At 75.7% G+C, this 26,931-nt stretch carries 2 protein-coding genes; both read left to right on the forward strand.

Features of this window, described 5'->3' with window-relative positions:
- The first annotated feature begins 120 nt into the window (after positions 1–120).
- Entirely contained in the window at positions 121–12,006 is an 11,886-nt protein-coding gene (locus tag ACFVYR_RS11760) for a type I polyketide synthase (RefSeq protein ID WP_389611686.1), read from the forward strand.
- An 18-nt stretch (positions 12,007–12,024) separates the two neighbouring features.
- The gene (locus ACFVYR_RS11765) at positions 12,025–26,886 is read left to right on the forward strand and encodes a type I polyketide synthase (RefSeq protein WP_389611688.1); all 14,862 of its coding nucleotides are present in this window, start codon (positions 12,025–12,027) and stop codon (positions 26,884–26,886) included.
- The last annotated feature ends 45 nt before the right edge of the window (positions 26,887–26,931 follow it).

Here is a 26,931-nt window from a genome sequence, read left to right on the forward strand (position 1 = left end):
ATACTCCCCCGGGCGGTCCCGGAGCACCGGGCCTGCTGGGCGCCGCGGGGGCCCTGGCTTCCGGGGTTCCGGGGGGGGCCCGGCGGCCCGGCCCCCCGCGCCCCCGCCGGCGCCGCGACGGTGATGCCGACGCCGGGCATGTTCGTGGAGTTCAGCAGCCAGGGCGGCCTGGCGGCCGACGGCCGCTGCAAGGCGTTCTCCGCACAGGCCGACGGGTTCGGCCTGGCCGAGGGTGTGGGCGTGCTGCTTCTGGAGCGGCTGTCGGAGGCCCGGCGCAATGGCCACCCGGTGCTTGCGGTGGTGCGGGGGAGCGCGGTGAACCAGGACGGGGCGAGCAACGGCCTGACGGCCCCGAACGGGCCGAGCCAGCAGCGGGTGATCCGCGCGGCGCTCGCGGACGCGGGCCTGTCGGCGAAGGACGTGGACGCGGTCGAGGCCCACGGGACCGGCACCCGCCTGGGGGACCCGATCGAGGCGCAGGCGCTGCTCGCCACGTACGGGCAGCAGCGTGCTGAGGAACGGCCGTTGTGGCTGGGCTCCCTGAAGTCCAACATCGGCCACACCCAGGCCGCCGCCGGTGTCGGCGGCGTGCTGAAGATGGTCCTCGCGATGCGGCACGGACTGCTGCCCCGGTCCCTGCACATCACCGAGCCGACGCCTTACGTGGACTGGAGCACGGGCGACGTACGCCTGCTCACCGAGCCCACACCCTGGCCGCGGGGCGAGGGGCCCCGGCGGGCCGGGATCTCCGGTTTCGGGATCAGCGGGACGAATGCGCACGTGATCGTGGAGGAGGTGCCGGAGGAGGTCGTCGAGCAGGCTCCTGAGGTGGGTGTGCCGGTGCCGTGGGTGGTGTCGGCGAAGTCGCCGGAGGCGTTGCGGGGGCAGGCGGAGCGGCTGCTTGAGGTGTGCGGTGAGGATGTGCGGCTGGGGGACGTGGGTCTCTCGCTGGCCGTTACCCGCGCGCTTCACGAGTACCGGGCCGTGGTGGCCGGGGACAGGGAGCAGCTGCTGTCCGGTGTACGGGCGTTGGCGGCCGGTGAACCGTCGCCGTTCGTGGTGTCGGGAAAGGCGTCGGGGCCGGGAAAGACGGTGTTCGTGTTCCCGGGGCAGGGGGCGCAGTGGGTGGGCATGGCCCGTGAACTCCTGGAGGAGTCGGCGGGGTTCGCGGCTTCGATGGGGGAGTGCGAGGCGGCCCTTGCGCCGTTTGTGGAGTGGTCGTTGCTGGATGTGGTGCGCTCGGGTGAGGGGCTTGAGCGGGTCGATGTGGTGCAGCCGGTGCTGTTCGCGGTGATGGTGTCGCTGGCGCGGTTGTGGCGCGCGTACGGGGTTGTTCCTGATGCGGTGGTGGGGCATTCGCAGGGGGAGATCGCGGCGGCGGTGGTGGCCGGTGGTCTGTCGTTGGCTGACGGGGCGAAGGTCGTCGCGTTGCGCAGCCGGGCGATTGTGCGGCTGGCGGGGCGTGGCGGGATGGTGTCGGTGGCGTTGCCGTCCGCCGAGGTGGAGGAGCGGCTTGCCGCCTGGGGTGGGCGGTTGTCGGTGGCCGCGGTCAACGGGCCGTCGGCGGTGGTGGTGTCGGGTGACTCCGACTCCCTGGATGAGTTGTTGAGCAGCTGTGCGGCCGAAGGGACACGGACCCGCCGCATCGATGTCGACTACGCCTCGCACTCGGCGCATGTGGAGGCGATCGAGCATGAGTTGGCGGAGGCTCTGAGGGGGATCGAGCCGGTCGGTGGTGACGCGCCGTTGTTGTCGACGGTGACGGGGGAGTGGCTGGACACCTCGGAGATGGACGCCGCGTACTGGTACACGAACCTGCGCCGCACCGTCGGCTTCGAGTCGGCCGTCCGCACCTTGGCTGCCGACGGCTTCGGCGCCTTCATCGAGGTGAGCCCGCACCCGGTGCTGACGATGGCGGTCGAGCAGACGCTGGAGGCGGCCGGGCGGAGCGGTGTGGTGCTCGGCACGCTCCGCCGCGACGAGGGCGGCTCGCAGCGCATGCTCCTGGCCCTCGGCCAGGCCCACGCCCACGGCATCCCCGTGGACTGGTCGCCCGCCTTCGACGGTACCGGTGCCACCCGCGTCGACCTGCCCACCTACCCCTTCCAGCGCGAGCGGTTCTGGCTGGAGACCCCGTCGACAGCGGCCGGTGCGGCCGACGGGACGGACGGGCTGTGGGAGGAGCTCGCGGCAGCGGAACCGACGCGTCTCGCCGAGACGTTGAGGGTGACCCCCGCTGCCCTGGACGAGGTGCTGCCCGCGCTGACCGCCTGGCGGGCCGGCCGGACGCGGGAGCGGCGCGTCGACTCCTGGCGGTACCGCGTGGGCTGGCGACCGCTGGACATGCCGCCTGCCCCTGCGCCGTCCGGGCACTGGCTGGCCGTATGCCCCGAAGACGGGGCCGCCGCCGCGGACGTCGTGGGCGGTCTTGAGGCGATCGGCCTCGATCTGACCGTCGTACGGGCCGAAGGGCCCGGGCAGAGCCGCGCCGCGCTGGCCGCCGCGCTGGCAACCGCCGCCGGTCGGCGCCCTGTGGCCGGAGTCGTCTCCCTCCTCGCGGACGAACGCCGCCCCCATCCCGAACACGCCGGACTGCCCGGCGCGCTCGCGCTCACCCTCGCGCTGGTCCAGGCGCTCGGTGATGCCGGGTTCGACGCGCCGCTGTGGTGCGTGACGCGCGGCGCGGCCGGGGTCGGGGTCGGGGAGCGGCCGGGCGCCCGCACGCACGCGGCCGTCGCGGGGCTCGGCCGCTGCGCCGCGCTGGAGCATCCCGACCGCTGGGGCGGCCTCGTAGACCTTCCCCACGAGCCGGACGAACGGACGCTGCGGCGGCTGTGCGCCGTGCTGGCGTCCGTGACCGACGAGGACCAGGTCGCGGTGCGGGCGACCGGGGTCCACGGACGGCGACTGCTGCCCGCGCCGGTGCACGGCGATCCACCCGCGCCCGACGAGGCGTTCCGGCGCGGCACGGTCCTCGTCACCGGCGGCACCGGAGGGGTCGGCTCCCACGTGGCGCGGTGGCTGGCCGCACGCGGCGTCGGGCGGCTGCTCCTCGTCGGCCGACGCGGGCCGGAGGCGCAGGGCGCGGAGGCGCTGCGGGCCGAACTCGCGGAGTCGGGCGCGGCCGTGACAGTGGCGGCGTGCGACGTCACCGACCCGGAGCAGGTGGCGGAGCTGCTCGGGGCACTGCCGGAGGACCGGCCGCTGACCGCTGTCGTGCACGCGGCGGGCGTCCTGGACGACGGTGTCCTGGACGCCCTCACCCCCGCGCGGCTCGCCGTGTCGCTCCGCGCCAAGGTGACCGGCGCCGACGTGCTGCACGAGGCGACCGCCCACCTCGGCCTCTCGGCGTTCGTCGTCTTCACCTCCGTCATGGGAGTCGTGGGCAACGCGGGACAGGCGGGCTACGCGGCGGCCAACGCCGCGCTGGAGTCCCTCGTCGCCTCCCGCCGTGCCGACGGGCTGCCCGGCACGGCCCTCGCTTGGGGCGCCTGGGCCGCGGGCGAGGGCATGCTCGCCGACGAGGTCGCCGGACGGCTGCATGACCGCGGCCTGGCCTCCATGGACCCCGCGGCGGCCGTCACCGCCATCGGGCGCGCCTTGTCGCAGGACGATGGGCTCGTCGTGGTCGCCGACGCGGACTGGCGCCGGTTCGCCGGTACGACGGGGCCGCGCGCCGCCACCCTGCTCTCCGAGCTGACCGGCCGTGACGAGGGCGAGGGCGAGGGCGCGGGCGAGAACCGGACCGGCGCTGGTGAGGGGGCGTTCCGCGAGCAGGTCGCCGCCGTGCCCGCCGCCGAACGGGCGCGGTTCGTCACCGACCTCGTACGTACGCACGCGGCGGCCGTCCTGCGGCACACCGCCCCCGACGCCGTACGCCCCGAACGGGCCTTCACGGACATGGGGTTCGACTCGCTGACGGCGGTCGAGCTGCGCAACCGCCTCGCCGCCGCCACCGGCGTACGACTGCCCGCGACCGTGCTCTTCGACCGGCCCACACCGGCCGTCCTGGCCGACCACCTCCTGACCGAACTCGGTACGCCCGGCGAACTCGGTACGCCCGGCGAACTCGCCAGGGAGGGCACAACCGTCGGCGCCCGGGCCCTGTCCGGGACGTCCGCCGCCCGGGACGGCGAGCCCATCGCCGTCGTCGGCATGGGCTGCCGGTTCCCCGGCGGCGTACGGCGCCCGGCCGAGCTGTGGCGGCTGCTCACCGAGGGCCGGGACGCCGTCACCCACTGGCCGTCGGACCGGGGCTGGGACGCGGCCGGGCTCTACGACCCGGACCCGGACCGGACCGGCACCACGTACTGCACGCAGGGCGCGTTCGTGTCCGGCGCCGCCGACTTCGACGCCGAGTTCTTCGGGATCTCGCCGCGCGAGGCGCTCGCCATGGACCCGCAGCAGCGACTCCTCCTTGAGACCTCCTGGGAGGCCGCGGAGCACGCCGGGCAGGATCCGGCCGCGCTGCGCGGGCGCCGCATCGGCGTGTTCGTCGGCACCAACGGCCAGGACTACATGGGCCTCGCGGACGCCGACCCCGAGGTGTCCGAAGGGCACCTCCTCACCGGCAACACGGCCAGCGTGATGTCCGGCCGCATCTCCTACGTCCTCGGTCTCCAGGGGCCCGCCCTCACCGTGGACACGGCCTGCTCATCGTCGCTGGTCGCCGTGCACCTCGCCGCCCAGGCGCTGCGGCGCGGCGACTGCGACCAGGCGTTCGCGGGCGGCGCGACGGTGATGAGCACGCCCCGCCTGTTCGTCGAGTTCAGCCGCCAGCGCGGTCTGGCCCGCGACGGACGGTGCAAGGCGTTCGGGGCGGGCGCGGACGGCACCGCGTGGGGCGAGGGCGCCGGAGTGCTGCTTCTGGAGCGGCTGAGCGACGCCCGCCGCGCAGGCCACCGGGTGCTCGCCGTGATCCGCGGCTCGGCCGTCAACCAGGACGGCGCGAGCAACGGCCTGACCGCTCCGAACGGACCCGCCCAGCAGGCGGTCGTCCGCGCCGCGCTCGCCGACGCGGGCCTGCGCCCCCACCAGGTCGACGCCGTGGAGGCGCACGGCACCGGCACCGTGCTCGGTGACCCCATCGAGGCGCAGGCGCTCCAGGCAGTGCACGCCGGGCGGCCCGCCGGAAGGCCGCTGTGGCTCGGCTCGGTCAAGTCCAACATCGGGCACACCCAGGCCGCGGCCGGGGTCGCCGGGCTCATGAAGATGGTGCTCGCCCTCGGCGCCGGAGAACTGCCCGGCACCCTCCACGCCGACGAACCGAACCCGCACATCGACTGGTCCGCGGGCGACGTACGGCTGCTCACCGGGCCCACGCCCTGGCCCGAGACGGGTGTACCGCGGCGGGCCGGGGTCTCCTCGTTCGGCATCAGCGGCACCAACGCCCACATCGTCGTCGAACAGGCGCCACCCGCCGAGGTCCCGGCATCGGACGGCGCACCCGACACGGCCGTAGCCGTGCCGCTGCTCCTCTCCGCCCGCACCCCGGACGCCCTGCGCGCCCAGGCCACCCAGTTGCGCACGCATCTCGGCGAACACCCCACCGGCGACCTCGCGGACGTGGCCCGCGCCCTCGCCACCGGGCGTGCCGCGCTGGAGCACCGCGCCGCCGTCCTCGGCCGCGACCCCGACGCGGTCCTCGCCGCCCTGGACGCCCTGGCCGAGGGGGTCTCCGCCGGGCGGCTCGTCACCGGCCACGCGGGCGCCCCCGGCCGGACGGCCTTCCTCTTCCCCGGCCAGGGCAGCCAGCGCCCGGGCGCAGGCGCCGAGCTGTACCGCACGGAACCGGCCTTCGCCGACGCGCTCGACGACGTCCTCACCCACTTGGCACCCCATCTCTCCCCGGACCTCGAACCGCCCCTGCGCGACGTCATGTTCGCCGCCCCCGGCACCCAGAACGCCGCACTCCTGGACCGCACCGGCTGCACCCAGCCCGCGCTGTTCGCCCTCCAAGTGGCGCTGTTCCGGCTCATGGAGCACTGGGGCGTACGCCCGGACGCACTGCTCGGGCACTCCATCGGCGAGCTCACCGCCGCCCACGTGGCCGGAGTCCTCGACCTGCCGGACGCCTGCGCCCTGGTCGCCGCGCGCGGACGCCTCATGGACGCACTGCCCGACGGCGGCGCCATGGTGGCCGTGGAAGCCGACGAGGCGGAGGTACGGGCGCTGCTCGCGGACCCCCGCACCGACGCGAACGGCGCCCCGGTCGACGGTGGCGGCAACCCGGTCAACACGGACGGCGTCTCCATCGCCGCCGTCAACGGGCCGCGCTCCACTGTCCTTTCCGGTGACCGCGCGCCCGTCCTGCACCTCGCCGAGGCCTTCCGGGCACGGGGCCGCCGCACCAAGGAACTCGCCGTCAGCCACGCCTTCCACTCGGCGCGCGTGGAGACGACGCTCGACGCGTTCCGTTCGGTCGCGCGGCGCATGACGTACGCACCGCCGCGCATCCCCGTCGTCTCCAACCTCACCGGCGAGCGCGCCACCGCCGAGGAACTGTGCGATCCCGAGTACTGGGTACGGCACGTCCGCGGCACCGTCCGCTTCCTCGACGGCGCCCGCGCCCTGCTCGCGGAGAACACCACCAGCTGCCTCGAACTCGGCCCCGCCGGCGCCCTGTCCGGCCTCGTCGAGGAGTGCCGCACCGCCGACGACGACTGCCGCGCCGTACCGCTGCTGCGCGCGGGCCGCACCGAAGCCGAGTCGCTGGCCGGGGCCCTCGCCGCCCTGCACGTACGGGGCGTGCCCGTCGACTGGACCGCGGGCACCCCAGGCACCACAGGCGCAGGCACCGCAAGCACCGCGCCCCCGCTGGACCTGCCCACCTACCCGTTCCAGCGCCGCAGGTACTGGCCCGCGCCCCGCCCGTCCCGTACCGCCGACGCGACGGACGCCTGGACCTACCGCGTCACCTGGCGCCCCCTGCCCGACCCGGCCCCCGCCCGGCTGACCGGCACCTGGTTGCTCGTCGTCCCCGAGGCGGACGTCGACGCGCCGCTCACCGAGGCGTGCCGGGGCGCGCTCACCGAGCACGGCGCCGAGGCGGCCGTCCTCGCCGTCCCCGACGGCACCGACCGGTCCGGGCTCGCCGCGCGCGTACCGTCCGGCGTGAGCGGCGTACTGTCGCTGCTCGCCCCTTCCACCGGGCCCGACGCCACCCTCCTGCTCGTCCAGGCCCTCGGTGACGCGGGCGCCGAGGTGCCGCTGTGGTGCGTCACCACCGGTGCCGTCGCCGTGGACGGCAGCGGCCCCGACGACCCCGTACAGGCCCAGGTGTGGGGGCTCGGCAGGGTCGCCGCGCTGGAACACCCGCAGCGCTGGGGCGGTCTCGTGGACCTGCCCGAACGGCCCGACGACACCGCCCTGCGGCGCCTGTGCGCCCTGCTGTCCGGGTCCGTGCGCGCCCACGACGGCGGCTGCGCCGAGGACCAGGTGGCCATCCGCGAGGACGGTCTCCACGGCCGCCGCCTGGTCAGGGAATCGACGGCCGCCGAAGACCGTATGCCCGAACACGGCGCGTCCGCGTGGACCGTACGCGGCACGATCCTGATCACCGGCGGCACCGGCGGTCTCGGCGCCCGGGTGGCCCGCCGTCTCGCCCGAAGCGGCGCCGACCACCTCGTCCTGACGAGCCGTCAAGGGCCAAAGGCCCCCGGTGCGGCCGAACTCGCCCGCGAACTCACCGCGTCGGGCACGCGTACCACCGTCGCGGCCTGTGACGTCGCCGACCGGTCGGCCCTCGCGGACCTCCTCGCCCGCCTCGCGGCCGACGGCGACACCGTACGGGCCGTCTTCCACGCGGCAGGTGTCACCTCCGACACCCGGATCGCCCACTGCACGACCGCACAGCTCACCGAGGAGAGCGCGGCCAAGGTGCGCGGAACGGCCCATCTGGACGCGCTGCTCGGCGACGACCCGGACGCCTTCGTGCTCTTCTCGTCGGTCTCCGCCGTCTGGGGCAGCGGGGGACAGGCCACCTACGCGGCCGCCAACGCCTTCCTCGACGCCGTCGCCGAGCGGCGGCGCGCACAAGGGCGCGCCGCGACCTGTGTGGCCTGGGGACCGTGGGCCGGGGCGGGCATGGCGCAGGGAGAGACCGGCGCGAAGCTGCGTGGCCTCGGCCTGGTCCCGATGGCGCCCGAGGCGGCGCTCGACACGCTGTGGCGGGCCCTGGAGCGCGACGACAGTGGCATCGCCGTAGCGGACATGCACTGGGCGCGCTTCGCCCCGGCCTTCCGCTCGGGTCGTGAGAGTGCTCTGTTCAGCGACCTTCCCGATGCGATGTCGGATGCGATGTCCGAAACGGCGTCCGAGGAGGCTTCCGGGCGGGCGCCCGACGTGGCATCCGACGCGGTCGTCCGCTGGCGCGAGCGGCTCGCCGCCCTGCCCGGCGGCGCCGAACGGCACCGCGCGCTCACCGAGTTCGTGTGCACCGAGGCAGCCGCCGTCCTCGGGCACGACTCGGCGGCGGCCGTCGACGCCGGACGGCCCTTCCACGACATCGGCTTCGACTCGCTCACCGCCGTCGAGCTGCGCAACCGCCTCGCCACCGCCACCGGCCTCACCCTGCCCGCCAGCACCGTCTTCGACCACCCCACGGCCACCGCGCTCGGGGCACACCTGCACCGCGAACTCACTGGCGACGGCTCGGAGTTGCAGGACGCTTCGCCCGCGCCCACCGCCGCTGCCACCGCTGTCGCCGACGAGCCGCTGGCCGTCATCGGTATGGCCTGCCGTTTCCCCGGAGGAGTACGCAGCCCCGAGAACCTGTGGAACCTCGTCACGAGCGAGCGGGACACGATCGGCCCGCTCCCCGACGACCGCGGCTGGCCGCTCGACGCCCTCTACGATCCCGACCCCGCCCGCGAAGGGACCTTCTACACGAGCGGCGGCGGATTCCTCGACGGCGCCGGGGACTTCGACGCCGAGTTCTTCGGGATCTCGCCGCGCGAGGCGCTCGCCATGGACCCGCAGCAGCGCCTCCTCCTTGAGACCTCGTGGGAGGCCCTCGAACGCGCGGGGCTCGACCCCACGACGCTGCGCGGCAGCCAGGGCGGCGTCTACCTGGGAGTCGCCGGACAGGGGTACGGCGCCGGGCCGCAGGACCCCGCCGCAGACGTGGAGGGCCACCTGCTCAGCGGCACGGTCACGAGTGTCGCCTCCGGACGCATCGCCTACACCCTCGGCACCGAGGGCCCCGCCGTCACCGTCGAGACCGCCTGCTCCTCGTCGCTGGTCGCCCTCCACCTGGCCGGGCAGGCGCTGCGTGCGGGGGAGTGCTCCTTCGCACTGGTCGGCGGCGCCGCCGTCATGGCGTCCCCCGACGCCTTCGTGGAGTTCAGCCGCCAGCGCGGGCTCTCGCCCGACGGCCGCTGCCGGTCCTTCGCGGACACCGCCGACGGCACCGGCTGGGGCGAGGGCGTCGGCGTCGTGGTGGTCGAAAGGCTCTCCGAGGCCCGCCGCCGGGGCCACCCGGTCCTCGCCGTCGTACGGGGCTCCGCCGTCAACCAGGACGGGGCGAGCAACGGCCTCACCGCCCCGAGCGGCCCCGCGCAGGAGCGCGTCCTGCGCCGGGCGCTCGCCGCCGCGGGGCTGAGCGGGGGCGACGTCGACCTCGTCGAGGCGCACGGCACCGGCACCACCCTCGGCGACCCCATCGAGGCGCAGGCCCTCCTCGCCGTCTACGGCCAGGACCGGCCCGAGGACCAGCCGTTGTGGCTCGGCTCGCTGAAGTCCAACATCGGCCACACCCAGGCCGCCGCGGGCGTCGCCGGCGTCATCAAGACGGTCATGGCCCTGCGCCACGGCCTGCTGCCCCGCACCCTCCACGCCGACACGCCGTCCACCAAGGTGGACTGGTCCCGGGGCGCTGTACGGCTGCTGACCGAGGCCCGGCCGTGGGACGACACCGGCCGCCCGCGCCGCGCCGGGGTCTCGTCGTTCGGCATGAGCGGCACCAACGCGCACGCGGTGCTCGAACAGGCGCCGGGCGACGCTCCCTTGACGGCGCTGCCCGTCGAGTCCGCCGGGCCCACCGCTCTCGTCACGTCCACCGCGTCCGAACCACTCGCCGGTGACACCGTCGCGCTGCCCCTGTCCGCGGCCTCCGCTCCCGCCCTGCGCGCGCAGGCCCGCCGCCTGTGCGAGCACGCGGAGGCCGACCCCGAGCGGCCGCTCGCGGATCTCGCCCACGCGCTCGCCACCACCCGCACCGCGTTCCGCCACCGCGCCGCGGTGACCGGCCGCACCCGGCCGGAGATCCTCGGCGCGCTCACGGCGCTGGGGAACGGGGCGCCCGCAGCCGGCGCCGTCACGGGCCGCGCGGGCGAGGCACGGACCGTGTTCGTCTTTCCCGGTCAGGGGTCGCAGTGGCCGGGGATGGCGCGTGAACTTCTGGACGGTTCGCCGGTGTTCGCGGCTCGGATCGGTGAGTGTGCCGAGGCTTTGGCTCCGTTCACGGAGTGGTCGTTGGTGGATGTGTTGCGTGGGGTGCCGGGTGCTGCGTCGTTGGAGCGGGTGGATGTGGTGCAGCCGGTGTTGTTCGCGGTGATGGTGTCGTTGGCGGGGGTGTGGCGGTCGTACGGGGTGGAGCCTGCCGCGGTGGTCGGGCATTCGCAGGGGGAGATCGCCGCTGCTTGTGTGGCCGGGGCGCTGTCCTTGGAGGACGCCGCCCGCGTCGTCGCCCTGCGCAGCAGGGAACTCCTGCGCCTCGCCGGGCGCGGCGGCATGGTCTCCCTGGCGGCGCCCGAAGAACGCGTACGGGAAATGCTGCTCCCGTACGACGAGCGGATCGGCGTGGCCGGGGTCAACGGCCCGCAGGCCGTCGTCGTCGCGGGCGAGCCCGCCGCCCTGGAGGCACTCCTCGCCGACTGCGCACGCGAGACCGTACGGGCCCGACGGCTGCCCGTCGACTACGCCGCCCACTCCGCCCAGGTCACCGACGTCGGCGACGCGCTGCGCTCCGCCCTCGCCGGAGTACGGCCGAGGACACCGGACGTGCCGCTGTACTCCACCGTGACCGGCGACGTCGTCGACGGCGCCGTGCTGGACGCGGCCTACTGGTACCGCAATCTGCGCGAACCGGTCGAGTTCGCACGCGCCACCGAGACCCTGCTCGCCGCCGGGCACGACCTGTTCGTCGAGATGAGCCCGCACCCGGTGCTGACCGCCGCGGTCGCCGACACCGCCGAGCGGTCCCGGCGTCCTGTGGCCGCCGTCGGCACGGTACGCCGCGACGACGGCGGCACTGACCGCCTCCTCGCCTCCCTCGCCGAGGCATGGACGCACGGCGCCCCCGTCGACTGGGCCACCGTGCTGCCCCCGCCCACCACCGCGCACACACCCCTGCCCACCTACGCCTTCCAGCACGAGCGCTACTGGCTGCCCACCCCGGGCCGGGCCGCCGGCGCCGCGCCCCGGCCGGTGACCGCCCAGCCGCCCGCGGCCGGGCCGACCGCGAAGGACGGGACGGGCCCCGCGGCCGAACTCGCGGCACAACTGGCCCCGTTGGACGAGACCGACCGCCGCCGCACCGTCCTCGACCTGGTCGTCACGCACGCCGCCGCCCTGCTCGGCCACTCCGGCACCGCGGCCGTCGAGCCCGAACGGCCCTTCTCCGAAGCGGGGTTCGACTCGATGCTCGCCGTGACGTTCAGAAGCCGCCTCAGCGCGGCGACCGGGGTTCCGCTGCCGCCCACCGCGGTCTTCGACCACCCCACGCCCGCCGCCCTCGCCGCCCACCTCCACCAACGGCTGGCCGCGCCACCCGAACCGGAGCGGCCCCTCCTCGCCCAGTTGGACCGCCTCGCCGACGCCCTGGCCACCGCGGGCACGGACACCCCCGACGCCGACGAGATCGGCGCCCGCCTGCGAGACCTGCTGCGCGCCTGGAACGGCCGTCGACCACAGAACGGCGACGCCGACGGGGCGGAGGGCGCCGACACGGCCACCGCCACCGCCGACGAACTGTTCGAACTGCTCGACAACAACTACGGCGCCTGAGGGAGAAGCGAGACACCCATGCCGGACAACGACAAGCTCCTCGAATACCTCAGGCGCGCCACCGCGGACCTGGGAGACGCCAGGCGGCGGCTGCGCGAGGCGGAGGACGCCCGCCACGAGCCCGTCGCGATCGTCGCCATGAGCTGCCGCTACCCCGGCGGCGCCGACACCCCCGAGCGGCTGTGGGACCTCGTCGACAGCGGCACCGACGCCATCACCGAATGGCCCACCGGACGCGGCTGGGACACCGAGGCGCTCTACCACCCGGACCCCGACCACCCCGGCACCTCCGCCACCCGCCACGGCGGATTCCTGCACGACGCCGCCGACTTCGACCCGGGCTTCTTCGGGATCTCGCCGCGCGAGGCCCTCGCCATGGACCCGCAGCAGCGCCTCGTCCTTGAGACCGCCTGGGAGGCCGTCGAGCGCGCGGCCATCGACCCGGCCGCACTGCGCGCCACCCGGACCGGCGTGTTCATCGGCGCGATGCGCAACGACTACGGCAGCGCCTCGCGCGACGTCCCCGAACTGCAGGGCCTCCTCGACACCGGCACGGCAGCGAGTGTCGTCTCGGGCCGCGTCGCCTACACCCTCGGCCTCGAAGGCCCCGCGATCAGCGTCGACACCGCCTGCTCGTCGTCCCTGGTGGCCCTGCACCTCGCGGTCCGTTCACTGCGCGCGGGCGAGTGCTCCCTCGCCCTCGCGGGCGGCGTCGCGGTGATGGCGACACCGGACGCGTTCGTCGCCTTCAGCCGCCAGCGTGCCCTGTCCGCGGACGGGCGCTGCAAGGCGTTCGCGGCCTCCGCCGACGGCACCGGCTGGTCCGAGGGCGCGGGCGTCGTCGTCCTGGAGCGCCTCGCGGACGCCCGCCGCAACGGCCACCGGGTGCTCGCCGTCGTCCGAGGCTCCGCCGTCAACCAGGACGGCGCGAGCAACGGCCTGACCGCGCCCAACGGCCCCGCCCAGGAGCGTGTCATCGCCGACGCCCTCGCGGACGCCCGGCTCGCGCCCGGCGACGTCGACGCCGTCGAGGCGCACGGCACCGGCACCCGCCTCGGCGACCCCATCGAGGCGCAGGCCCTGCTCGCCGCGTACGGGCAGCGGCGGGACTCCGAACGGCCGCTGTGGATCGGCTCGCTGAAGTCGAACATCGGCCACACCTCGGGCGCGGCCGGGGTCGGCGGCGTCATCAAGATGGTCATGGCGCTGCGCCACGGGCGGCTGCCCCGCACCCTGCACGTCGAGGAGCCGACCCCGTTCGTCGACTGGTCGCAGGGCGCCGTCCGCGTGCTGACCGAGTCCCGCCCCTGGGAGACGCGCGGGCGCCCGCGCCGGGCCGGAGTGTCCGCCTTCGGCGTGAGCGGCACCAACGCCCACCTCGTCCTCGAAGAGGACGTCGCACAGGACGCCGCACCGGACGTCGCACCGGACGCCGAGGAGCCGGGGGCCGCGCCCGCCGCGGGCCCGCTGCCGTGGGTGCTCTCCGCCCGCGACGAGGACAGCCTGCGCGCCCAGGCCGCGCGCCTGCTCGCGCACGTCGGGGCCACGACCGGGGATGCCCCGGCCACGGACGGCGCCATCGGCCGGGCCCTCGCGACCACCCGGTCCGCCTTCGAGCACCGCGCCGCCGTCGTGGCGGACGACCGGGCCGGGTTCACCGAGGGGCTGACCGCGCTCGCCGGGGGCGTCCCGTCCCCGCGCCTGGTGCGGGGGACCACCGGGCCCGTCGGCAAGACCGTGTTCGTCTTCCCCGGGCAGGGTTCGCAGTGGCCGGGCATGGCGGTCGGCCTCCTCGACGCGGCACCGGTGTTCGCGGCCAGGATGGCGGCGTGCGAGCGCGCTCTGTCGCCGTACGTGGACTGGTCGCTGGAAGAGGTGCTGCGCGGCACCGCCGGAGCCCCGTCCCTGGAGCGCGTCGACGTGGTGCAGCCCGCGCTGTTCGCGGTGATGGTGTCGCTGGCGGAGCTGTGGCGCTCGTACGGGATCGAGCCGGACGCGGTGGTCGGGCACTCCCAGGGGGAGATCGCCGCCGCTTGTGTGGCGGGCGCGCTGTCCCTGGACGACGCGGCCAAGGTCGTCGCGCTGCGCAGCCGGGCGCTTGGGGAGATCGCGGGGCGCGGCGGCATGGCGTCCGTGCCGCTGCCCGCCGCCGACCTCGGCCCGCACCTGGAACCGTGGGCGGGGCGGCTGTCCGTAGCGGCCGTCAACGGGCCCTCCAGCACGGTCCTCTCGGGGGACACGGAGGCTGTCGAAGGCGTGGTGGCCGCCCTCGTCGCGCAGGACGTACAGGCCCGCGTCATCCCCGTCGACTACGCCTCGCACTCCCCGCACGTCGAGGAGATCGAGGAACGGCTGCACACCGTCCTCGCGGGCATCACGCCGCGCGCCGGCGAGGTGCCGTTCTACTCGACGGTCGACGCCGACTGGGTGTCCGACACGACGGTTCTGGACTCCGCGTACTGGTACCGCAACCTGCGCCAGACCGTGCGGTTCGAGGAAGCCGTCCGCGGCCTGCTCGACCAGGGGCACGGCTTCTTCGTCGAGACCAGTGCCCACCCGGTGCTCACCGTGGGCGTGGAGCAGACCGCCGAGTCCGCGGGCCTCGAGCGGCCCGCCGCCGTGCTCGGCACGCTCCGCCGCGACGAAGGGGGCCAGGACCGCTTCCTGCTGGCCCTCGGTGAGGCCCACACGCGCGGTCTCTGCCCGGACTGGTCCCGCGTGTTTGCGGGGCACGCGGCGGCGGCCGACCTGCCCACGTACGCCTTCCGGCGGCGCCCGTACTGGCTGGAGTCGCCGCCCGCGCCGACCGCGGCGGCGCCCGTCGACCCCGTGGAGGACCGCTTCTGGGAGGCCGTCCGCACCGGCGATCTGCCCGAGCTGACCGCGACCCTCGGCGTCGGGCCCGACGAGCCGCTCAGCGCCGTCCTGCCCGCGCTCGCCACCTGGCGGGAGCGGCGCGCGGAGCTCGCCACCGTCGACTCCTGGCGCTACCGCCCCACGTGGCAGCCCCTGCCCGAGCCCGCAGCCGCGCGCCTGACCGGCACCTGGCTCGTGCTGTCCCCCGCCTCGACCGGCACCGGGGACGCGTGGAGCCTCGCCTGCGTACGTGCCCTGGAGGACGCCGGGGCCACCGCCGTCACCGTCGTCCTCGACGAACCCGACGCCGAACGCGGTCCGCTGGCCGCCCGGCTCACCGACGCCCTGGCGGGCACCGTGCCCACGGGCGTCCTCTCGCTCCTCGCCACCGACGAACGCCCGCACTCACGCCGGCCCTCGATGTCCGTCGGCGCCGCCCTCAACCTCACCCTGGTGCAGGCACTCGGCGACACCGGCGTCGAGGCACCGCTCTGGTGGGCCACGTGCGGCGCCGTCGCCGTCGGTCCCGCCGACCCGCCCGTCAGCCCCGCCCAGCACGTGAGCTGGGGCCTCGGCCGGTGCGCCGCCCTGGAACACCCGCGCCGCTGGGGCGGTCTCGTCGACCTGCCGCCGGAGCCGGACGCGCGGGCCGCGGCCCGGCTCCGCGCGGTGCTCGCCGCGCCCGCCGCCGAGGACCAGCTCGCCGTGCGCGGTGCGGGCGTGCACGGCCGCCGGCTCGTCCGCGCCCCGCTCGGCGACGCCGCGCCGCCCCGCACCTGGACCCCGCGCGGCACCACGCTGATCACCGGCGGCACCGGCGGCCTCGGCGCGTACATCGCCCGCTGGCTCGCCCGGCAGGGCGCCGAGCACCTCGTCCTCGTCAGCCGCCGCGGCCCCGAGGCGCCCGGCGCCGAGGAACTCGTCGAAGAGATCGCCGACTTGGGAGCCCGCGCCACGGTCGCCGCCTGCGACATCACCGACCGGGACGCCCTCGCCGCGCTCGTCGCGGACCTGGCGGCGGACGGCTGCGAGATCCGCTCCGTGCTGCACGCCGCCGCCGGGGGCTCGCTCGTGGCACTCGACGAGACGGACCCGGCCGAGTTCGCCGACACCCTGCACGCCAAGGCGCTGGGCGCCGCGAACCTGGACGCGCTGTTCGACCGGGACACGCTCGACGCGTTCGTGCTGTTCTCCTCCATCTCCGGCGTGTGGGGCAGCGCGATCCACGGCGCGTACGCCGCCGCCAACGCCCACCTCGACGCGCTCGCCGAGAACCGCAGGGCGCGGGGGCTCACCGCCACCTCCGTCGTGTGGGGCATCTGGAGCCCCGAGGACGGCGGCGGCATGGCGGCGAACCTCGCCGAGGACCAACTGCGCGCCCAGGGCGTGCTGTTCATGCCGCCCGCCACCTGTGTCACCGCTCTCAAGCAGGTCCTGGACCACGACGAGACCCTCGCCGTGGTCGCCGACATCGACTGGGACCGGTTCGCCACGGTCTTCACCACCAGCAGGCCGAGCCCGCTCATCGGCGGCGTCCCCGAGGCCCGCGCCGCCCTGGAGCCGGGCACCGCCCCGGCCGATGACGACGCAGCCCCGGCCGCGGGGAGCCTAGGCGAACGGCTGCGCGACCTGAGCGACCCGGAGCGCGAGCGCGTCCTGACCGACCTCGTGCGCACCGAGGCAGCGGCCGTGCTCCGTCACGACGACGCCGACTCCATCGCGCCCGAGCGGGCCTTCCGCGACCTCGGCTTCGACTCGCTGACCGCGGTGGAGATGCGCAACCGGCTCACCGCGGCGACCGGCCTGCGGCTGCCCGTCACCGTCGTCTTCGACTACTCCTCGCCCGGCGCCCTCGCCCGCCGCCTGCGCACCGAACTCCTGGGCGGCCAGGCACCCGCGCCCACCGTGTCCCCGGTGGCGCGGGCCGCCGCGGACGAGGACGACCCGATCGTCGTCGTCTCCATGAGCTGCCGCTACCCGGGCGGCGTCACCACCCCCGAGGAGCTGTGGCGGCTCGTCGCCGAAGGCCGCGACGCGGTCGCCGAATTCCCCGCCGACCGGGGCTGGGACCTGGACGCGCTCCACGACGCCGACCCCGGGCGGTCCGGCACCGGCTCCGCGGCGGCGGGCGGCTTCGTCTACGACGCGGGCCGCTTCGACGCCGACTTCTTCGGCATCTCGCCGCGCGAGGCCCTCGCCATGGACCCGCAGCAGCGCCTTCTCCTGGAGACTTCGTGGGAGGCCCTGGAGCGGGCCGGTATCGACCCGCGCACGCTGAGCGGCAGCCGCGCCGGCGTCTTCGCGGGCGCCGCCTACCAGGGGTACGGCGGCAGCATGGACGACGTCCCCGAAGAGCTCGAAGGCCTCTTCGTCGCGGGCATCTCCACCAGCGTCCTGTCCGGCCGCGTCGCGTACACGCTCGGCCTCCAGGGCCCGGCCGTGACGGTGGACACGGCCTGCTCGTCCTCGCTCGTCGCCGTCCACCTGGCCGCGCGGGCGCTGCGCAACGGTGAGTGCTCCCTCGCGCTCGCGGGCGGCGCCACCGTGATCGGCTCGCCGCTGACCTTCACCGGGTTCAGCCGCCAGCGCGGGCTCGCCTCCGACGGGCGCTGCAAGTCCTTCGCGGCGTCGGCCGACGGCTTCGGCATGGCCGAGGGCGTCGGGCTGCTGCTCCTGGAGCGGCTGAGCGACGCCCGGCGCCTCGGCCACCCCGTGCTCGCCGTCCTGCGCGGCTCCGCCGTCAACCAGGACGGGGCGAGCAACGGCCTCACCGCCCCCAGCGGCCTCGCCCAGCAGCGCGTGATCAACGAAGCCCTCGCCGACGCCGGTCTCACCGCCGCCGACGTCGACGCCGTGGAGGCGCACGGCACCGGCACCACGCTCGGCGACCCCATCGAGGCGCAGGCCATCCTCGCCACGTACGGGCAGAACCGCCGACAGCCTCTGTACTTGGGCTCGTTGAAGTCCAACATCGGGCACAGTCAGGCCGCCGCCGGTGTCGCGGGCATGATGAAGATGATCCTCGCCCTGCGCCACGAGGTCCTCCCCGCGACCCTGCACGTGGACGCGCCGTCCCCGAACGTCGACTGGTCGACCGGAGCCGTCTCGCTCCTCACCGAGCCCGCGCCCTGGCCCGCCGACGGCCGCCCCCGGCGCGCCGGGATCTCCTCCTTCGGCCTGAGCGGCACCAACGCCCACGTCATCCTCGAACAGCCGCCCGCGCAGGAGCAGCCCCCGCAGGCCGGTGCCCCGGACGCGGACGTGCCGTGGGTGCTCTCCGCGCGCACCGCCGACGCCCTCCACGAGCAGGCCGTACGACTGCGCGCCCACGTCGCCGCCCGGCCGGAACTGCGCCCCGCCGACGTCGGATTCTCCCTCGCCACCACGCGCACCGCCTTCGAGCACCGCGCCGCCGCCGTCGGTCACGACCGGGGCGCCCTGCTCGCCGCGCTCGACACCCTCATCGACGGGCGCACCGGCCCCGGCGCCGTACGCGGCACCGCAGCCCGGGACCACCGCGCCGTGTTCGTCTTTCCCGGTCAGGGGTCGCAGTGGCCGGGGATGGCGCGTGAACTTCTGGACGGGTCGTCGGTGTTCGCGGCTCGGATCGGTGAGTGTGCCGAGGCTTTGGCTCCGTTCACGGAGTGGTCGTTGGTGGATGTGTTGCGTGGGGTGCCGGGTGCTGCGTCGTTGGAGCGGGTGGATGTGGTGCAGCCGGTGTTGTTCGCGGTGATGGTGTCGTTGGCGGAGGTGTGGCGGTCGGTCGGGGTGGAGCCTGCCGCGGTCCTCGGGCATTCGCAGGGGGAGATCGCCGCTGCTTGCGTGGCCGGGGCACTGTCCTTGGAGGACGCCGCCCGCGTCGTCGCCCTGCGCAGCAAGGCACTGGTGGCGCTGACAGGGCGGGGCGCGATGCTGTACGTCCCGCAGCCCCTGGAGAGCATCGAGGCCCGACTCGCGCCCTGGGCAGGGCGGTTGGACGTCGCCGCCGTCAACGGCCCCACGACGGTGACCGTCTCGGGCGACCCGGACGCCGTGGCCGAGCTGCACGGCGCGCTCGCCGACGAGGGCGTGCTGTGCTGGCCCATCCCCGGCGTCGACTTCGCCGGGCACTCCCCGCAGGTCGAGGAGATCCACGACGAACTGCGCACCCTCCTCGCCGGAATCACCCCGCGCCCCTCCCGCGTGCCGTTCTACTCGACCGTCACCGGCACCGCGCTCGACACCACAGCCCTCGACGCCACGTACTGGTACCGCAACCTGCGCGAGCCCGTCGCCTTCCACCGCGCCGTGGACGCCCTCCTCGCCGACGGGCACCGCCTCTTCGTCGAGACCAGCACCCATCCGGCGCTCACCGTGTGGATCCAGGAGGCCCTGGAGACGGCCGGCGGCGCCGGGGGCGTCGTGGGCACCCTGCACCGGGGCGAGGGCGGTCGCGCCCGCCTCCTCACCTCCCTGGCCGAACTCCACGTACTCGGCCACCCGGTGGACTGGGACGCGGTCTTCGACGGCACCGGCGCCCGCCGCTGCGAGCTGCCCACGTACGCCTTCCAGCGCCGCCACTACTGGATGCGGCCCACGCCCCGGAGCGCGGTCACGGACACCACGGGCCCCGTCGACGACGGCTTCTGGGACGCCGTGGCCGGACAGGACCCGGACGCCCTCGCCGACCGGCTGCGTATCGAGGACGACGACGTGCGCGCGGCCATGAGTACCGTGGCGCCCGCGCTCTCCGACTGGCTGCGCGGCAGCCGGACCAGGTCCACGCTGCACTCGTGGCGCCATCGCGTCGTCTTCAAGGCCCTCGCCCAGGAGGGGAGCGCGAGCCTCATGGGCACCTGGTGGCTCGCGATCCCCGAAGCCGCCGCCGAAGACCCGGCCGTGGCCGCCTGCGCCCAGGCCCTGCGCGAGCACGGCGCACACCCCGTCCTGGTGGAACTCGGCGCCGCGGACGCGGGGGAGAGCGGGCGGCGGCCGCTCGCCGACCGCCTGCGCGCCCTCGCCGAGAACTCCCCGGCCGACGGCGTGCTCTCCCTGCTGGCCCTCGACGAATCCCCGTACGCCGACGGGACCGTACTGCCCACGGGCCTGGCCCTCACCACCGCGCTGCTCCTGACGCTCGGCGACGCCGACGTGCGGGCCCCGCTGTGGTGCGCGACCCGGGGCGCGGTCGCCGTGGGCCGCTCCGACCGGCTCGACGCACCCCTCCAGGCGCTCCACTGGGGCCTCGGCGGGGTCGCCGCCGTCGAGTACCCCGAGCGCTGGGCCGGCCTCGTCGACCTGCCCGAACGCCTCGACGAGCGCGCTTGCGGCAGGCTCGCCGCCGTCCTCGCCCACCCGGACGGCGAGGACCAGCTCGCCGTGCGCGCCTCAGGAGTCTTCGGCAGGCGCCTGGCCCACGCGGAACCACGCCGCGAGCGCGAGGCCACCGGCTGGACACCCGACGGCACCGTCCTCGTCACCGGCGCCACCGGCGGGCTCGGCGCCCGCATCGCCCGCAGGCTCGCCCACAGCGGCGCCGCGCACCTCCTGCTCACCAGCCGCGGCGGCCCCGACGCCCCCGGCGCCGAATCTCTCGCCGCCGAACTCGCCGCGCTGGACGCCGAGTTCACCATCGTGGCCTGCGACGCCGCCGACCGCGACGACCTCGCACGGCTCCTCGACGGCATCCCGGCGGACCGCCCGCTGCGCGCCGTGTTCCACGCCGCGGGCGTCCTGGACGACGGCGTGCTCGACACCCTCACCCCCGAGCGCGCCGCCGGAGTGCTGCGCCCCAAGACGGACGCCGCACTCCACCTCGACGCGCTCACCCGGGACACGGATCTGACGGCCTTCGTGCTGTTCTCCTCGCTCGCCGGGACCCTCGGCGGCACCGGGCAGGGCAGCTACGCCGCCGCCAACGCCTCCCTCGACGCCCTTGCCCGGTCCCGCCGCGACCACGGCCTGCCCGCCACCTCCGTGGCCTGGGGCCTGTGGGGCGGCGACAGCCTCGCCGCGGGCGCCACCAGCGAACGCCTCGTACGGGACGGCCTGCCCGCCATGGACCCGGAGCTCGCCGTCGACGCCCTGTGGCAGGCCCTGGACGACGACGAGACGTCTCTGATCGTCTCCGACTTCGCCTGGGACCGTTTCGTCCGCGCCTACACCGCGCTGCGGCCCAGCCCTCTCCTCGGCGACCTTCCCGAAGCGCGCCGTGCGCTCGCCGAGAGCGCCGCCGCGCCCGGCGGGGGAGAGGACGGTTTCGCCGCCCGGCTCGGCGCACTGTCCGAGGCCGAACGCACCGAGGAACTGGCCGTCCTGGTGCGGGCGCGGGCCGCCGACGTCCTCGGCCACGACGACCCCGCCGCCATCGAACCGGAGCGGGCGTTCAAGGACCTCGGCTTCGACTCGCTGACCGCCGTCGAACTCCGCAACCGCCTGGCCGAGGCCACCGGCCTGCGCCTGCCCGTCACCCTCGTCTTCGACCACCCGACCACCACCGCGCTCGTCGACCACCTGAGCGCGGAGCTGCCCGGCGCGCCGAGGCCCGCCGCCGTACCCACCCCCGCGCCCCGCGCCCTACGGGACGACGACCCCGTCGCGATCGTCGCGATGAGCTGCCGCTTCCCCGGCGGCGTCACCAACCCCGAGGAGTTCTGGCAGCTCCTGGCCGAGGGCACCGACGCCGTCTCCGGATTCCCCACCGACCGCGGCTGGGACCTGGAGGGCCTCTACGACCCGGACCCGGAGAAGGCGGGGCGCACCTACACCCGCGAGGGCGGCTTCCTCTACGACGCCGACCACTTCGACCCCGCCTTCTTCGGCATGTCGCCCCGCGAGGCCCTCGCCGTCGACCCGCAGCAGCGCCTCCTCCTCGAAACCGCCTGGGAGGCGTTCGAGCGGGCGGGCATCGACCCGAGGACCGTCAAGGGCAGCGACGGCGGCGTCTTCGTCGGCTCCAGCCACCGCGACTACGGCTCCCGCGTCACCGAGCCGCCCGAGGAGCTGGAGGGCTACCTCGGCATCGGCAGCGCGGGCAGCGTCGCCTCCGGGCGCATCGCCTACACCTTCGGCCTGGAAGGCCCGGCCGTGACCGTGGACACGGCCTGCTCGTCCTCCCTGGTCGCCCTCCACATGGCGGCGCAGGCGCTGCGCGGCGGCGAGTGCTCCCTGGCGCTCGCGGGCGGTGTCACCGTGATGGCGACGCCGGGCGCGTTCGTCGAGTTCAGCCGCCAGCGCGGCCTCGCGGCCGACGGCCGGTGCAAGCCGTTCGCGGCCGCCGCCGACGGCACCGCGTGGGCCGAGGGCGCGGGCATGGTGCTCCTGGAGCGCCTCTCCGACGCCCGCAGGAACGGCCACCCGGTGCTCGCACTCGTCCGCGGCTCCGCCGTCAACCAGGACGGCGCGAGCAACGGCCTCACCGCCCCGAACGGACCCTCCCAGCAACGCGTCATCCGCCAGGCCCTCGCCGGCGCGGGCCTGGCCCCCGGCGACATCGACGCCGTGGAGGCGCACGGCACCGGTACGAAACTCGGCGACCCCATCGAGGCGCAGGCCCTGCTCGCCACGTACGGGCAGCGCCCCGCCGAACGGCCGCTGCTCGTCGGGTCGCTGAAGTCCAACATCGGGCACAGCCAGGCCGCCGCGGGCATCGCCGGGATCATCAAGATGGTCCTCGCCATGCGGCACGGGACGCTCCCGGCGACCCTCCACATCGACGAGCCGACGCCGTACGTGGACTGGTCCGCGGGCCATGTACGGGTGCCCACCGAGAACACCGCCTGGCCCGACGGCGACCGCCCGCGCCGCGCCGCCGTGTCGTCCTTCGGCGTCAGCGGCACCAACGCCCACACCATCCTGGAACACGTCCCCGCCCCTCCGGTGCCCGCCGCGGCACCGCCGAGCGGCCCCCGCCCGCCCTGGCTGCTCTCCGGCCGGGGCGAAGGCGCCCTGCGCGCGCAGGCCCGCCGCCTCCTCGACCGCGTCACCGCCGACCCCGCGCCGCCCGACCCCGACGCCGTCGCGAAGGGCCTGGCCACCGGCCGCAGCTCCTTCGAGCACCGGGCCGTCCTCTTCGGCGCCGACCGGGACGCGTTCGAGGCCGCCCTGACCGCGCTCGCCGACGGCACCGCGTCGCCCGACGTGATCACGGGCATCGCCGGGCGGGGCGGCAAGACCGCCTTCCTGTTCCCGGGCCAGGGCAGCCAGCGCCTCGGCATGGGTGCCGAACTCCTGGCCCGTTTCCCGGTGTTCGCCGATGCCTTCGACGCGGTGTGCGCGGAGTTCACCCCGATCCTGGACCGGCCGCTGCGCGACGTCGTCCACGCCGCGCCGGGCAGCCCCGACGCGGCGCTGCTCGACACCACGGCCTACACCCAGCCCGCCCTCTTCGCCCTGGGCGTCGCCCTGCACCGGCTCGTCGAGTCGTACGGGGTGCGGCCCGACCTCGTCACCGGGCACTCCGTGGGGCAGCTGGCCGCCGCGCACGTCGCCGGAGTGTTCTCGCTCCCCGACGCCGCCGCCCTGGTGGCCGCCCGGGGCCGCCTGATGCAGGCCATGCCCGACGGCGGCGCGATGATCGCGCTCACCGTCCCCGAGGCGGAGTTGCTGCCCCAACTGGCGGGCAGGGAGAGCGAAATCGCGGTCGCGGCCGTCAACGGGCCCGCCGCGACCGTCCTGTCCGGCGACGCCGCGGCCGTCGAGGAGATCGCCGCGCACTGGCGCGGCAAGGGCGCCAAGACCCGGCGGCTCACCGTCAGCCACGCCTTCCACTCCCCGCACATGGACGGCATGCTCGCCGACTTCCGTGCCGTGGCCGAGCAGGTGGCCTATCACGAGGCGAAGATCCCCGTCGTCTCCGACCTGACGGGCGCGGTCGCCACCGCCGAGGAACTGTGCGACCCCGGCCACTGGGTCCGCCACGTCAGGTCCACCGTCCGCTTCCACGACGTCGTACGCACCCTGGAGGCCCAAGGAGCCACCGCCCTGGTCGACCTCGGACCCGACGGCGCCCTGGCCGCGCTCGGTCCCGACTGCCTGACCGGGGCCGCCGACGACGTCGTATCGGTGCCGCTGCTGCGCAAGGACGCAACGGAGCCCGCCGCGCTCACCGCCGCCCTGGCCCGCCTGCACGTCCACGGCGTGCGCGTCGACTGGGCACCGCTCTTCGCCGACGTACCGGACGCCCCCGTCGCGCTGCCCACGTACGCCTTCCAGCGCTCCCGCTACTGGCTCCCGCCCACCCCGGCGGCGAGCGACATGCCCGCGGCGGGCCTCCTGCCGTCCGCGCACCCGCTGCTCGGCGCGGGCTCGCCGCTCGCCGACACCGGTGGCCACCTGTTCACCGGCCGGCTGTCCGTGGCCGCCCACCCCTGGCTCGCCGACCACGCCGTCCTCGGCGTCGCGCTGTTCCCCGCCACGGCCTTCCTCGAACTCGCCGTCCACGCGGGCGACCTGACCGGCTGCGCCGAGGTCGAAGAACTCACCCTGGAAGCACCGCTGACCCTGCCCGAGTGCGGCGCCGTCACCCTCCAGCTCGCCGTCCAGGCACCCGACGCGACCGGCGGGCGGGCCTTCGCCGTCCACGCGCGGCCCGAGCACGCCGCACCCGACGAGCCCTGGACCCGGCATGCGAGCGGTCGCCTCGGCGACGGCCCGCCGACGCGGACCGACGACCTCACCGCGTGGCCGCCCGCCGGAGCCGAACCCCTCGACGTCGACGACCTCTACGAGCGCCTCGCCGAGGGCGGCTTCGCCTACGGGCCCGCCTTCCAGGGCCTGCACGCCGCCTGGCGCCTGGGCGCCGACATCTACGCGGAGGCGCGGCTGCCCGAGGAGCAGCAGCCGGACGCGGGCCGCTACGGCCTGCACCCGGCGCTCCTCGACAGCGTGCTGCACTCGCTGGCCTTCGGCGTACTCGAAGGCAGCGACCAGGGCTGGCTGCCGTTCTCCTGGAGCGGCGTGCGGCTGCACGCGTCGGGTGCGGCGGCCCTGCGGCTGCGCATGACGCCCACGGGGCGCGACGCCGTCGCCCTCACGGTCGCCGACCCCACGGGGGCTCCGGTCGCCTCCGCCCGCTCCCTGGTGCTCAGGCCGGTGACGGCCGAGCGGATCCAGGAGTCCCGTACGGGCGCCGGGTCCCGCACGGGAGCGTACGAGGACATGTTCCGTCTGGAGTGGCCCGTCGCGACGACCGCCGCGGACGCGCCCGGGTCCGTGGCCGGGCTCGGGGACGACTTCGCCGGCCTCGCGCCGGTCCACGCGGACCTCACCGCCCTGGGCGCGGCGATCGACGCGGGCGCCGAGGTGCCGGGCCTCGTGCTGACCGCCCTGCCGGGCTCGGAAGGCGATGATCCGGCCCGGTGCGCGCACGAACTCACGGCTCATGTACTTGAGTTGGTGCGGGCATGGCTCGCCGACGAGCGCTTCGAAGGGGCGCGGCTGGCCCTCGTCACCGAGGGCGGCGTCCCCGTCGATCCCGACGACGACGTGCCCGACCCGGCACACGCCGCCGTGTGGGGCCTGGTCCGTTCCGCGCAGACCGAGCACCCCGACCGGTTCGTACTCGTCGACACCGACGGCGACGCGGCCTCACGCGCCGCCCTGACCGCGGCACTCGCCACGGGCGAGCCCCAACTCGCGCTGCGCCGCGGGCAGGTGCACACGGCCCGGCTGGCCCGCGTCCCCGCCTCCCTGCCGACGGGCGAAACCCCCTGGGACCCCGACGGCACCGTCCTGATCACCGGCGGCACCGGCTCCATCGGCGCCCTGGTCGCCCGCCACCTCGCGGGCGAGCACGGCGTACGGCACCTGCTGCTCGCCAGCCGCAGCGGGCCCGATGCCGACGGCGCGGACGAACTCCTCGACGACTTGGCCACGTTGGGCGCGGACGCCGAGATCGTCGCCTGCGACGCCGCCGACCGGGAAGCCCTGGAGAAGCTCCTGGACTCCCTGGAGCATCCGCTGCGCGGTGTCGTGCACACCGCGGGCGTCATCGACGACGGAGTGGTCGCCGACATGACGCCCGAGCAGCTGCACCGCGTGCTGCGCCCGAAGGTCGACGCCGCCGTCAACCTGCACGAGCTGACCGCCGACCAGGATCTCACCGCGTTCGTCGTGTTCTCCTCCATCGCCGGTGTCTTCGGCGGCATGGGCCAGGCCAACTACGCGGCCGCCAACGCCTTCCTCGACGCCCTCGCCCACCGGCGGCGCGCCCGCGGCCTGCCCGGCGCCTCGCTGGCCTGGGGCCTGTGGTCCACCGGCGGCGGCATGACCGGGCACCTCGGCGAGGCCGACCTCGCCCGCATCGCCCGCGGCGGCATCGTCGCCTTCACACCGGCCGACGGCGTCGCCCTCTTCGACACGGCCACCGCCCTGGACGCGCCCGCTCTCCTGCCACTGCGCCTGGACACCCGCGCCCTCGCCGAACAGGCCGCCGCGGGTGGGGTGCCCGCCTTCCTGCGCGGGCTCGTCCGCACCCCCGTACGGCGGGCCGCGGCGGGCGAAGGGCCAGGACCCGACGCCGCGGATGCGCTGCGCCAGCGCCTGACGGGCCTGCCCCCGGCGCAGCGCGAGCGGGTCCTCGTCGACGTGGTCCGCACCCATGCCGCGCTGATTCTCGGCTTCCCCGACCCGGTCGCCGTCGGCGCCGAGCTGCCACTGCTCGACCTCGGGTTCGACTCACTGACCGCCGTGGAGCTGCGCAACCGGCTGCGGGCCGCGACCGGCCTGCCCCTGCCCGCGACCCTGCTCTTCGACCACCCCACGGCCGCCGCGGTCGCCCGCCACCTCGCCGAGGAGATCGCCCCCGTAAGCGGCACGGGCGGACCCGCCCCCGCGGTCCTCGCCGAACTCGACCGCCTGGAAGCCGTGATGCGCGACACAGTGCACGACGACGGGGCACGCACCGCCCTCACGGCCCGGCTCCAGGACCTCCTGGAGACGCTGCGCCCCGACGCCGGCCCCGAAACGGAGGCCGTCGAGGACCGCATGGGCTCCACCGACGACGAGCTCTTCGACTTCATCGACAGCGAACTCGGCGGGCCATGACGTAGCCCCCCAGCCCGGACGCCCCCCGCCCGCCCCGCGTACCAA

The organism is Streptomyces sp. NPDC058284 (assembly GCF_042881135.1).
Taxonomy (GTDB): Bacteria; Actinomycetota; Actinomycetes; order Streptomycetales; family Streptomycetaceae; genus Streptomyces.